Genomic DNA, 12,031 nt, shown 5'->3' with positions numbered 1-12,031 from the left:
CGTGCCTGGATCTCGTGGCACCGTGACGACCCTCTCTCGTTTCCGGCCGGTCTGAGACACCCGCCTACTTCGTTGTTCCCCCCGCCGTTCGAAGGTTACTTGGCACCGGTCGCTGCCTCGCCGAAGCGAACGCGGCGTGCCACACTTGGCAACCGTGAATGCGATCGTGGTGACCGGTGCACACGGCCAGTTGGGCCGCCGAGTGATGTCTCTGGCCGCCGAACGAGGTGACGGTGTCGAGGTGTTCGGATATTCCTCCGCCGACCTGGACATCACCGACCCCGACGCCGTTGCTGCGGCGGTGACAGCGGGGGCAACGGTGATCAACTGTGCCGCGTACACCGCGGTCGATGCCGCCGAGACCGACGAGGCCAGGGCATCGGCGGTCAACGCGGACGGCCCTCGAAATCTCGCGCGCGCCTGCGGGCGTGTCGGGGCCCGGTTGATCCACGTCTCCACCGATTATGTGTTCGACGGCACAGCAACAGAACCGTACGAGGTCGATGCGAAGACCGCACCGCAGTCGGCGTACGGACGCACCAAGCTCGCAGGCGAGCTCGCGGTGCACGAGGAACTGCCCGAGGCCGTGATCGTGCGGACCGCCTGGGTGTACGACAACACCGGCAAGAATTTCGTGACCACGATGCGTCGACTCGAAGGTGAGCGCGAGACGATCTCGGTGGTCGACGACCAGATCGGGTCGCCCACGTTCGCTCTCGATCTGGCGTCGGGCCTGCTCGAGCTCGAAGCCGATCCTGCTGTGCGCGGTCGAACGCTGCACTACACCAATGCGGGGCAGGCCAGTTGGTTCGACCTCGCACGCGCGGTGTTCGCGGGCATCGGTGCCGATCCCGAGCGAGTGCAGCCGTGCTCGAGCGCCGAGTACGTCGTTCCGGCACCTCGGCCCGCGTACTCGGTGCTGTCACCGACTGCTTGGGTCGATGCCGGTCTGACCTCGGCGCGGCCGTGGTCGGACGCGTTGGCGGCCGCCTTGACGCAGTCGACATGAGGGTCGGACGCGAGAGCGGGCTAGTCTTGCCCGCGTGAGTTCCGAGCTGGCCGTGGTGACGGTGACCTATTCACCCGGCGAATACCTTGACCAGTTCCTGACGTCTCTGCGTGAGGCGACGACGCGTCCCCTTCGGGTGATCATGGCGGACAACGGCTCGGTCGACGGCACGCCCGAGGCAGCCGAGGCCGCGTTCGAGGAGGCGGAACTGCTGCGAACCGGAGCGAACATCGGTTACGGCGCAGCGGTCAACCGCGCGGTGGCCGAGATCGACCCCGACGTCGAGTTCGTCGTCGTGGCCAACCCCGACGTGCGGTGGCATCCCGGATCCCTCGACGGCCTGCTCGACGCTGCGGCGCGTTGGCCACGGGCGGGTGCCCTCGGGCCGCTCATTCGTGAGCCCGACGGCTCGCGTTACCCGTCGGCACGGTCGGTGCCCGATCTCACGTCCGGTGCAGGCCATGCGGTGTTGGGCAAGCTGTGGCCGACGAACCCGTGGACTCGGCGGTATCGCCAGGAGAACGAGACGGTCAGCGAGCGTCCGGTGGGGTGGCTGTCGGGATCGTGCTTGTTGCTGCGGCGTTCGGCGTTCGACTCGATCGGTGGATTCGACTCGCGCTACTTCATGTACATGGAGGACGTGGATCTCGGCGACCGGCTCGGAAGAGCGGGCTGGCACAACGTCTACGTCCCCGGTGTCGAGGTGACCCACTCGAAAGGTCATGCGGCAGGACGGCATCCGGAAGTGATGTTGCCCGCACATCACACCAGCGCGTACCGCTTCCAGGCCGATCGGCACGACCGGACGTGGCAGGCTCCCTTACGATGGGCCCTGCGCGCAGGTCTCGGTCTTCGCTCGAAGATCGTTGTGGCCGGAGCGCTTCGGGCGCGGGCAGTTGACGGACGAGTATCGGACGAGAGAACAGAGGCTGGACATGTCGGATAGTTCCACATCGGGTGCCGCACGTACCGACGCAGTCATCTTGGTGGGCGGCAAGGGAACTCGGCTCCGGCCGCTGACGCTCTCGGCACCCAAGCCGATGCTCCCCACCGCTGGGTTGCCGTTCCTCACGCACCTGCTGGCGCGCATCAAGGCCGCAGGCATCGAGCACGTGGTTCTCGGTACATCGTTCAAAGCCGAAGTGTTCGAGCAGCATTTCGGGGACGGATCCTCGCTCGGCATCGAACTCGAGTACGTCTTCGAGACCGAGCCGATGGGCACCGGTGGAGGTATCAGAAACGTACTGCCGCGTCTGCGCGCCGAGAACGTCATGGTCTTCAACGGCGACGTCCTGGGCGGCACCGATCTGACAGCGGTGCTCGATACGCACCGAACCACCGATGCGGACGTCACGTTGCATCTGGTTCGCGTCGGTGACCCGCGCGCGTTCGGTTGCGTACCGACGGACGAATCAGGCCGGGTGACAGCGTTTCTCGAAAAGACTCAGGATCCGCCGACCGATCAGATCAACGCGGGCTGCTACGTCTTCAAGCGCGAGATCATCGAGTCCATTCCGTCCGATCGCCCGGTCTCGGTGGAGCGAGAGGTGTTCCCCGCCTTGCTGGCCGAGGACAAGAAGGTCTACGGGCACGTCGACAGTGCCTACTGGCGCGACATGGGAACACCGGAGGATTTCGTCAAGGGCTCGGCCGATCTGGTTCGCGGCATCGCGCCGTCGCCTGCACTGCACGGTGATCGCGGCGAATCACTGGTTCATCCGGGTGCAGGCGTGGCCCCGGGTGCCTTGCTGATCGGTGGAACCGTCGTCGGACGCGGTGCCGAGATCGGGGCGGGTGCCCGCCTCGACGGGGCCGTCGTGTTCGACGGTGCGATCGTCGAAGCAGGGGCCGTCGTCGAGAGATCCATCCTCGGCTTCGGGGCCCGTATCGGACCCCGCGCACTGGTGCGCGACGCGGTCATCGGAGACGGTGCCGACATCGGTGCTCGCTGCGAGTTGCTCCGCGGCGCGCGCGTGTGGCCCGGGGTCAAGTTGCCCGACGGCGGAGTCCGCTTCTCCACCGACGTCTGAGGCGTGCTCGCCGTCAGCGGCGGCGGGCAGCCAGTGCGACGAGGTGGTCGATCGTCTCTCGCTCGGCGTCGTCGGGCAATGCATCGACCGGCCACCAGCGCAGATCCGTCGATTCCTCGCTGCGGACCGCTCGCGCGCCGTCCGGGGCCCGGACCAGGAATCTGAGGTCGAGGTGCCGCGTCGGTGCGCCGAGCGAGCACGTGATCGGGTGGGTGTGCGCCGAGAGCAGTATCGGATCGATGGTCAGATCGGCGATCCCGGATTCCTCGGTGGCCTCCCGTAGCGCGGCGTCGACCACGGTCTCGTCGGTCGGTTCGCAGTGGCCACCGAGTTGAATCCACCGACCGACCTTGGGATGAAGCGTCAGCAGCACATGGGCTCCCGATGCGTCGAGCACCAGCGAGGACGCGGTGAAGTGTCCGGCCCGGTTGGCGCGCAGGCAGGCGTCGGGATTGCTGTCGAGAAACGCCAGCATGGTGTGCCGGAGCGATTCGTCTCCCGAGTCGGAGGGTGCCCAGCCGTGCAGGGCCGTGCCGACCGAGTTCCACAGCGTCGAACGACGCGGCGTCGCCGCCGACACGCTTCAGACCTCCAGCAGCGAGGAGCCGGGCACCACTGGCTCCCGCACGGTCAGCGGCTCGGCGGAGTGCCCGATCGCGATGGCTCCCATGGCTTTCCAATCCGCTCGCAGGCCGAGTTCGGCGCGCACGGTGTCGGCCGCGAAGATCGTCGAGCCGATCCAACAGCTGCCCAGGTCACGAACCGCGAGAGCGACGAGCAGACCCTGTACGGCCGCGCCGACGGCGACGGTGAACATCGTGTCCTCCGCCGCCCGTCGCCGCTCGTCGGGGTACGAGTGTGCGCCGTCTGGCACACAGAACGGGATCACGATCTCCGGAGCGTCGAACAGAATGTCGCCGCGGCTCAGTCGTGCTGCTGTTCGCTCCTCGCTCAGGCCGTCTGCGGTCAGGTCGGCTCGCCATTGCTCTCGCATCGCCTCGAGCAGCCGGCGGCGCAGCGCGGGTGTCCTGACCCAGACGAAGCGGACCGGACGGGTGTGGTGCGGAGCAGGGGCGGTGAGGGCATCGGACACGGCAGCACGAACGGAGTCGGGATCGACGGGTTCGTCGGTGAACGAGCGCACCGACCGTCGGAGCAGGAGGGCTTCACGTCGACCACGATCGAGTGCCTCGGCCGTGCCGAGCCAGAACAGATCGTCCTCACCCCCGCGCAGGAGGGCTGCGGCGGTGGAACCGTCGTCGACCGGAGTCAGTCCGCGCACCACGGCGATCGGAACCCCGCCCAGCTTGCCTTTCACCAGATCGCCTGCGGCAGCGAGTTCGTCGGCGATCGCGACCTCGGTGACGACGAGCTCGTTCCCTTGGCCGTCCTCGGCTCCTGCGTATGCATGTACGACGCCGAGGCCCGCCGCTCCGATGGCGGCGTCGGTCTGGCCGATTCGCCACGCCCGCCCCATGGTGTCGGTGACGACCACGGCGACCGTCACCCCCAGCAGCGCCCCGAGGGCAGTGCGGAGCGCTGCGGCACTGGCGTCGGGGTTCTCGGGCAGCAGCGCCAGCTCGCCGCCGTCGACGTTGGAGCCGTCGATTCCCGACGCGGCCTGCACGATGCCGAGTCGATTCTCGGTGATGAGGGTGCGGCCCTTGCGGGCGACGATGCGTACGGCTTCCTGTTCCACCAGGACTCTGCGGGCGGCATCTCGCTCGTCTGCATCGCGAGGTGCCTGTACGAGACGGCCCTCGACCTTGGAGAGAATCTTGCTGGTGACGATGAGGATGTCGCCGTCACGCAACCACGGCGCACGGTCCGCGACGGTCGCAGCGAGATCGTCGCCCGGCCGGAACTCGGGGAGCCCGGTCACCGGAAGAATTTCGATGGCCCCGCCGGGCGCGTGATCACTGGGTGCGGTGTGTGTGGTGTGGGAGTCGGTCACAGGTCGAGTCCGGCTGCGCGCAGTGCAGTGCGTGCCATCACTGCAGTGGTCTCGGGGTCGGTCATCAGCAACGGAACCGACTGCACGTCCACACCGTCGACGACCGCCGTATCGGTGGTGTGCACCAGCCATGCGTCGAGAATGCCGGTACCGCTCCGGCTTCCGTAATGACGGCCCACCGCCTGCGCCGTGGTCTCGACTCCGATGACGGACAGGCACTCGTCGGCCATGCCGCGCAACGGCTTACCGTCGACGACGGGGGACAGGCCGACGACTTTGGCATCCGTCGTGCGAAGCGCACCGCGGATACCCGGCACTGCGAGGATCGCACCGACACTGACCACCGGGTTGGACGGCGCGAGGACGACGGCATCGGCCTCGGTGATCGCTTCGACGACTCCCGGTGCAGGAGTTGCCTGTTCGGCTCCGATGTTGGCGAAGCTGTGGGTCGGGATCTGTGCGCGATACCGAACCCACCACTCCTGGAAGTGAATTGCGCGCTGCTGCTCGCCGCTCGGGTCGTCGGGATCGGTGACGACGACATGGGTCTCGGAGCGATCGTCGGTGACGGGCAGCAGCCGGACTCCCGGTTGCCAACGGTTGCACAGAGCCTCGGTGACGGCGGACAGCGGAAAGCCGGTGCGCAACATACGACTGCGGATCAGGTGCGTGGCGATGTCGCGGTCGCCGAGTCCGAACCAGTCGGGATCGGCACCGTAGGCTGCCAACTCGTCTCGAGCGTTCCAGGTCTCCGCGATCCGACCCCAGCCTCGATCGGTGTCGATCCCGCCGCCGAGGGTGTACATGCAGGTGTCGAGATCCGGGCAGATGCGGAGTCCGTGCATCCACACGTCGTCGCCGACGTTGACCACGGCGGTGATCTCGTGCTCGGGCTCGTCGCCGAACAACGTTTTCAGGCCCTGCAGAAACCGAGCGCCACCGACGCCGCCGACCAGAACAGTAACTTTCACAACACGCGAGCCTAATGGGGTTGCGGTGGTGCGGGGTGAGCGCCCACCCCGTGCCGCAACGTCCGTGTGGACGGTTTGCGCGTGCGAGAACCGATGCGACACGCACGGGACGGGCTTCGATTCGGGGAGAGCGCCGATTTCGGGCATGTGATGGTATTGGATTTGCGCGATCGGCTTGACCGCGACACACCTGGACGTGTCTAATCACAGGTATGTCATTCAGTGTTCGCAGCACGAGTTCGATTGCGGCGAACCTGGTTTCGAACACTCGTTCCCTTCCTGTTCGTCCCTGACTGGACGTCGAGTAGAGGTCGAGAGTCGGATCCGGCACGTTGGACCAGCTCGATCGAATGACCGCGCGGGGCAAGGTATTCGAGAACACGAGGACCGAAAGTATCTGCGCTACCACAGGTGAGGAGGCGGAAGCGATGTATGACCAGCACGTGACACGTGATCAGCGGGGCGGACCCACTGCACATCTCAGCGCTGTCGACGACGCGCCGCAAACCGAGTCCGGCATCGGCGCAGATTCCAGCGTCTCGATCGATGCGGGTTCTGCGTACGTCGTCCCGACGGACGAGACCGACGACGTCGACGTCATCGACGCCGAACTCGATTCGGATTCCGACGTCGACTCGATGCCGTTCGTCGCCGAGTCGGTTCCACCGGCCAAGCCGTTCCTCAGTCTCGTCGCGGGTTTCGACGAGATGTTCGAGGAAATCGAGGACCAGTGGCAGGAACGCGCCCTGTGTGCGCAGACCGACCCCGAGGCCTTCTTCCCGGAGAAGGGCGGATCCACCCGCGAGGCGAAGCGCATCTGCCTCGGCTGCGAGGTCAAGGACGAGTGCCTCGAGTACGCGCTCGCCAACGACGAGCGGTTCGGCATCTGGGGCGGGCTGTCCGAGCGGGAGCGTCGCAGGCTCAAGCGCGGAATCGGCTGAGCAGTTCGGTTCGGTCTCCCGACGGGTCGATCACTCCCCGGCCGGGTCGACCTCGTCCGGGTCGATGCCGAGATACGTGGCCACCTGCTCGACCAGAACCTCGAACAACAGATCCTCCAAATCCTCCGGATGCTTGGCGCGTCGTTCCAACGGCCGCCGAAACAGCACCACTCTGGCGCGTGTCGTCTCCCCGCGCTTGTCGATGCCGGCGGGTACCAGGCGTGAGAGCGGTACCGGACCCTCCGCCACCACCTCGGGTGGCCACGTCACCGATTCCGGATCCAACGCCCTGATCTTGGGTACCTCGTCCACAGCGATGTCGAGCTTCGAGAGCTTCTCGTGCCACCGATGATCGATCCGCGCGAACGCCTCGAGCACCAGCCGGTCGAACTTCTCCGCCCGTGAGCGCCGCGCCGGGATGTCCTCGGGCAGAACCGGTCCGCGGATGCCGCGTCCGTGTCGGGCCACGGACCGAGAAGTGATCCGGCGCGCGGATGAGAAACGAGGCATACGGGGAGGTTATCGCGCTCGTCCGGTGTGTCGGTCGTTCGGTCGGTTGCACCCACCGGATACTCTGCACTCGTGAGATCACTGCGTGGCTGCTGCAGGCCTGGTTGCAACCGTTCTGCCGTTGCGACGCTCACATACGTCTACTCCGATTCCACCGCGGTCGTCGGACCGCTGGCCACAGTCGACGAACCGCATTCCTGGGATCTGTGCGAGGTGCACGCGTCGACCACCACCGCTCCCAAGGGCTGGGAACTGGTGCGCTACGAAGGCGGCTACTCGACGTCGAGCCCCGACGAGGATGATCTGACGGCCCTCGCCGAAGCCGTACGCGAAGCGGGTCGCGGCGATCGCGTCCGATCCGAGGATCGCGAGAGCTCCGATCGCTCGATCTCCCGGCCGTCCGAGACCGAACGCCGATCCGCTCCGGCTGTCCGAACGGGCAGGCGCGGCCACCTCCGAGTTCTTCCCGACCCCACGTCCTGAGCCACCCGAGGACACCGAGTGTGGCGTCCGTCGGTCCGACTGGCCGGTCCGTCTGCCGTCTGGCAAGGTTCGGGGAGCAGGATAGAAACGGACCGCAAGGTTCAGCCGATACTTGGTGTGGATCGCACCGCTACCGACGCTCGATTTCCGACGCCGATGTGCGGCGTCGTCGACAACGATCACCAGGAGAATCTTCGTGGCCCGAACCGCAGAATGCGTGAACGCCGTCATCAAGGCCTACGACGTCCGAGGCGTCGTGGGCGAGCAGATCGACGAGGCGTTCGTGCGCGACGTCGGTGCGTCGTTCGCTCGATTGGTTCGTGACGAGGCGGGGGCCGCGCGTTCGGTGGTCATCGGGCACGACATGCGTGATTCGTCGCCCGCACTCTCTCGTGCGTTCGCCGACGGCGTCACCGCTCAGGGGCTCGACGTCGTGCACATCGGCCTGGCGTCGACCGATCAGCTCTACTTCGCCTCCGGCCTGCTCGAATGCCCGGGAGCGATGTTCACCGCCAGTCACAACCCGGCGAAGTACAACGGGATCAAGCTCTGCCGCGCCGGTGCGAAGCCCGTGGGCCAGGACACCGGTCTGGCCACGGTGAAGGCCGAATTGGTGGACGGGGTACCGGAGTTCGACGGCCCCGCCGGGACCGTGACGTCTCGTGACGTGCTGACCGAGTACGCGCAGTTCCTGCGCGAACTGGTCGATCTGTCGGGGATTCGCGCCATGAAGATCGCGGTGGATGCAGGCAACGGCATGGGCGGGCACACCGTGCCCGCCGTGTTCGCGCCGCTGCCCGTGACGATCGAACCGTTGTTCTTCGAACTCGACGGCAGCTTTCCCAATCACGAGGCCAATCCACTCGACCCGGCGAACCTGGTGGACCTGCAGCGATTCGTCGTCGAGACCGGCTCCGAAATCGGCCTTGCCTTCGACGGCGACGCCGATCGGTGCTTCGTCGTCGACGAGAAGGGCGACCCGGTGTCACCGTCGGCGGTGACCTGCCTGGTGGCCGAGCGCGAGCTGGCCAAGGAGCCGGGCGCGGTCGTCATCCACAATCTGATCACCTCCCGTGCGGTACCTGAGCTGGTCGAGAAGCTCGGTGGCACGCCGGTCCGCACCCGCGTCGGCCACTCTTTCATCAAGCAGCAGATGGCCGACACCGGAGCCGTTTTCGGTGGCGAGCACTCGGCGCACTACTACTTCCGTGATTTCTGGGGAGCGGACTCGGGCATGCTCGCTGCGCTGCACGTTCTCGCGGCTTTCGGTGCACAGGATCGCCCCTTGTCGGAGATGATGGCCACCTACGAGACCTACAGCGCGTCGGGAGAGATCAACTCGACGGTCGGTGACGCAGCCGAACGGACCGAGGCCGTGCTCGCGGCGTTCGCCGATCGGACCGCCGGAATCGACCGCCTCGACGGCGTGACGGTCGAGTTGGCCGACGGCGGCTGGTTCAACCTGCGGGCATCCAACACCGAACCCCTGCTTCGACTCAATGTGGAAGCGCGGACCCGCGAAGAAGTCGACGCACTTTCGACGGAGATCTTGAGCATCGTTCGCGCCGGACTGGAATAGTGGTTACCGAGGGCCCGTGAGTGGGTATGCAGACGTTTCGAGCGGGTGAGGTAAGGGGAGGTGTCGCAGCCATGACGGCAGTGTCGTCTCTGGTCGATCTCGACGATTCGGATGCTCTCATCGCAGCCGATCGCGAGGGCTCCCTGCGCAGCGCAGCGCTGGCGGGCGCTCAGGTTCGTGCCGTCGCGACCGCGGTCGACGAGTCGGTCCTCGCCCGGCTGGCCGATCTGCGTCCCCGGAGCGTGGTGATCGTGACCGGCGACGGGCGGAGCAGTCGAGCAGCGTCACTGCTGGTCGCTGCGCTCGGTGACCGCCTCGGCGTCCCCCTCGTGCGAAGCACCGGTACCCCGCCGTGGATCGGCCCACTCGACGTGGTGGTGGTGGCAGGCGACGACGCAGGGGATCCGCGACTGGCAGAGTCGGTCGACGCGGCATCCCGGCGTGGTGCAGAGGTCGTGGTGGTTGCCCCCGAGGAGGGGCCGCTGCGTGCCGTCCGGGGAGCCAGAGTCATGTGGTTGCCGCCGCGAATCGCGGTTCGCGACCACAACGCGCTGATGCGTTACCTCGCGGCGTTCGTTGCGGTACTCGGTGCGGTTGCCGGCGGATCGTGGAAGACGTTGCTGCCCAATTTGTCTCGTCTTGCAGACCTGCTCGACGCGGAGGCGGTGAGGAACAGCCCGTCCAACGAGATGTTCCACAATCCGGCCAAGGCCCTCGCCAGTGGGTTGAACGGTCGACGCGTCGTGCTGACCGGGGGCAGTCCTGCTGCGGTCGAGGTCGCTCGGCACGGCAGCGAGGTGCTGCTGCGCGTGGCGGGTGTCGTCGTCGGTGCGGGGGAGTTGGGTGACGTCATTGCCGCGTCCATTCGGGCGTCCGTCGTCGAATCATCTGGCACATCACAGACATTCGACTCGTTCTTTCACGACGAGCAGCTCGACGGACCACCGCCTGCGCTGCCGATGCGCGTCGTCGTGGTGGCCTCGGACGTCGATCGCGCGATGACCGAACGACGAATCGCAGGTGTACCGGAGTCGGAAATGTTGCTCGCCGATTCCAGCGAGGCGCTGTTCGGTGGCGAGCACGCACGTTCCGAATTCGACGGCCCCCCACCGGTGCGGGATCCGGATAGACTCTCGGTGCTCGACACGATGTCCGTGTTGGCCACGCGGTTGGACACCACTGCCGCGTATCTGCTGTTGATGGGCGGTAGCTAGTGCAGCTCTTGCGAGGCGCGGTTCGGTCCTACGCATGGGGTTCGCGAACCGCTCTGGCTCGAATTCAGGGACGCCCGGTGCCGTCCGATCATCCCGAGGCAGAAATCTGGCTCGGCGCTCATCCGGCCGACTCCGCGCATGTGGTGCACGAGGGCGGCAGCACCCCGCTGCTCACGCTGATCGACGACGATCCGGGTACTCATCTCGGTGGCTCCGCGCAGCAGTACGAGTCACGCCTGCCGTACCTGCTGAAACTGCTAGCCGCGGAAGAGCCCTTGTCTCTGCAGGCGCATCCCAGCAGTGCTCAGGCACGTGAAGGCTTTGCACGCGAGAACGCCGCGGGTGTCCCGATCGACTCTCCGGTACGCAACTACCGGGATCCGAACCACAAACCCGAACTGATCGTCGCGCTCACGGAATTCGAGGCGTTGGCAGGCTTCCGGCGTCCGACCGAGACCGTCGAACTGCTCGACGCGTTGGCCGTCCCCGCCCTGAGCGGGTACCGAACTCTGCTGGCCGCCCAGCCCGATGCCTCGGGGCTGCGCACCGTGTTCACCTCGTGGATCACGCTTCCCGGGCAGGCACTCGACGACATGTTGCCTGCCGTCGCCCAAGGATGCATCGACTATCTCTCCGGGCCCGCACGCACGGACGGTGGACGATTCGCCGCCGAGGCCAGAACTCTGCTCGAGCTCGGGGAGTCGTATCCCGGTGACGCCGGAGTGCTCGCGGCGCTGCTGCTCAATCGGGTGAATCTGACTCCCGGCCAGGGTCTGTACCTCGACGCCGGAAATCTGCACGCGTATCTGCGCGGCACCGGCGTCGAGATCATGGCGAACTCCGACAACGTACTGCGCGGCGGACTTACCCCCAAACACGTCGACGTCCCGGAACTGTTGCGGGTGCTCGATTTCGAGCCTGCCGACATCTCGCCCATCACTCCGGGTGTCGACGATCGACCGACCTATCTGTATCCGACGCCTGCACCGGAATTCGCGCTGAGTCGGACTGCGGTTGCGGCGGGGGAGACGGTCGCCGTTCCCGGCTCCGGCCCGAGAATTCTGTTGTGCACGAGTGGCACCGTCGTCGCCGCTACCGGGGGCCGACAGTTCGAGCTGACGGTGCCCCAGGGCAGCTCGGCATGGATACCCGCTGCAGACGAATCCGTCACCGTGACCGCCGATTCGGGCGAGGCCGAGGTGTTCGTGGCCTCCGTTGGCCGCCTGTAGATCGCGCGTTCACGGAGCGTCTGCCGATTCGAACCGTGAGATCGGTCCGATGGCGTGCCCGTAGGCAATAGTCTGATGCCACAGTGAATCGAAGTGACGGATGAGTTCGGT

General features: G+C 66.6%; 12 protein-coding genes. 8 read left to right on the top strand and 4 right to left on the bottom strand.

Annotated elements, in window-relative coordinates:
- Positions 1 to 154 precede the first annotated feature (154 nt).
- From rfbD to NY08_RS08110, 3 genes are read left to right on the top strand one after another with little or no spacing between them, the layout of a single operon-like run.
- Positions 155 to 1,009, top strand: coding sequence for a dTDP-4-dehydrorhamnose reductase (gene rfbD, locus NY08_RS08120; RefSeq protein WP_045195777.1), 855 nt, complete (start codon positions 155 to 157; stop codon positions 1,007 to 1,009).
- A gap of 34 nt (positions 1,010 to 1,043) precedes the next feature.
- On the top strand, positions 1,044 to 1,955 hold the full coding sequence (locus NY08_RS08115; RefSeq protein ID WP_045195776.1) for a glycosyltransferase family 2 protein: 912 nt from the start codon (positions 1,044 to 1,046) through the stop codon (positions 1,953 to 1,955).
- On the top strand, positions 1,945 to 3,039 hold the full coding sequence (locus tag NY08_RS08110) for a sugar phosphate nucleotidyltransferase (protein ID WP_032397655.1): 1,095 nt from the start codon (positions 1,945 to 1,947) through the stop codon (positions 3,037 to 3,039). Before NY08_RS08115 ends, NY08_RS08110 begins: the two co-directional genes overlap by 11 nt.
- Before the next feature lie 13 nt (positions 3,040 to 3,052).
- Here the strand turns inward: NY08_RS08110 and NY08_RS08105 are convergent, their stop codons facing one another.
- From NY08_RS08105 to cofD, 3 genes are all read right to left on the bottom strand, one after another.
- Positions 3,053 to 3,514: an NUDIX hydrolase gene (locus NY08_RS08105; protein ID WP_082074002.1), complete on the bottom strand. Its 462-nt coding sequence runs from the start codon at positions 3,512 to 3,514 to the stop codon at positions 3,053 to 3,055.
- A 108-nt stretch (positions 3,515 to 3,622) separates the two neighbouring features.
- On the bottom strand, positions 3,623 to 4,993 hold the full coding sequence (locus NY08_RS08100; protein ID WP_045195775.1) for a coenzyme F420-0:L-glutamate ligase: 1,371 nt from the start codon (positions 4,991 to 4,993) through the stop codon (positions 3,623 to 3,625).
- Positions 4,990 to 5,964: a 2-phospho-L-lactate transferase gene (gene cofD / locus NY08_RS08095; RefSeq protein WP_032397657.1), complete on the bottom strand. Its 975-nt coding sequence runs from the start codon at positions 5,962 to 5,964 to the stop codon at positions 4,990 to 4,992. The genes NY08_RS08100 and cofD overlap by 4 nt, the downstream gene beginning before the upstream one ends.
- Positions 5,965 to 6,671: 707 nt before the next feature.
- Between cofD and NY08_RS08090 the strand changes: the two genes are divergently transcribed.
- Positions 6,672 to 6,905, top strand: a complete 234-nt coding sequence (locus NY08_RS08090) for a WhiB family transcriptional regulator (RefSeq protein ID WP_027496498.1) — start codon at positions 6,672 to 6,674, stop codon at positions 6,903 to 6,905.
- Between the two features lie 30 nt (positions 6,906 to 6,935).
- On the opposite strand, the gene NY08_RS08085 is transcribed toward NY08_RS08090, so the two are convergent.
- Entirely contained in the window at positions 6,936 to 7,415 is a 480-nt protein-coding gene (locus tag NY08_RS08085) for a metallopeptidase family protein (protein WP_032397658.1), read from the bottom strand.
- A gap of 72 nt (positions 7,416 to 7,487) precedes the next feature.
- Between NY08_RS08085 and NY08_RS08080 the strand changes: the two genes are divergently transcribed.
- From NY08_RS08080 to manA, 4 genes are all read left to right on the top strand, one after another.
- The gene (locus NY08_RS08080) at positions 7,488 to 7,898 is read left to right on the top strand and encodes a DUF3499 domain-containing protein (protein WP_176459173.1); all 411 of its coding nucleotides are present in this window, start codon (positions 7,488 to 7,490) and stop codon (positions 7,896 to 7,898) included.
- A 196-nt stretch (positions 7,899 to 8,094) separates the two neighbouring features.
- A complete protein-coding gene (locus NY08_RS08075; RefSeq protein WP_045199987.1) occupies positions 8,095 to 9,477 on the top strand; it encodes a phosphomannomutase/phosphoglucomutase in 1,383 nt (460 codons plus the stop codon).
- 71 nt (positions 9,478 to 9,548) lie between these two features.
- Positions 9,549 to 10,691: a hypothetical protein gene (locus tag NY08_RS08070; protein WP_032397659.1), complete on the top strand. Its 1,143-nt coding sequence runs from the start codon at positions 9,549 to 9,551 to the stop codon at positions 10,689 to 10,691.
- A complete protein-coding gene (gene manA / locus NY08_RS08065) occupies positions 10,691 to 11,920 on the top strand; it encodes a mannose-6-phosphate isomerase, class I (RefSeq protein ID WP_082073723.1) in 1,230 nt (409 codons plus the stop codon). The genes NY08_RS08070 and manA overlap by 1 nt, the downstream gene beginning before the upstream one ends.
- The last annotated feature ends 111 nt before the right edge of the window (positions 11,921 to 12,031 follow it).

Source organism: Rhodococcus sp. B7740 (genome assembly GCF_000954115.1).
Taxonomy (GTDB): domain Bacteria; phylum Actinomycetota; class Actinomycetes; order Mycobacteriales; family Mycobacteriaceae; genus Rhodococcoides.
This window is presented reverse-complemented; position numbering and strand designations above follow the sequence as displayed.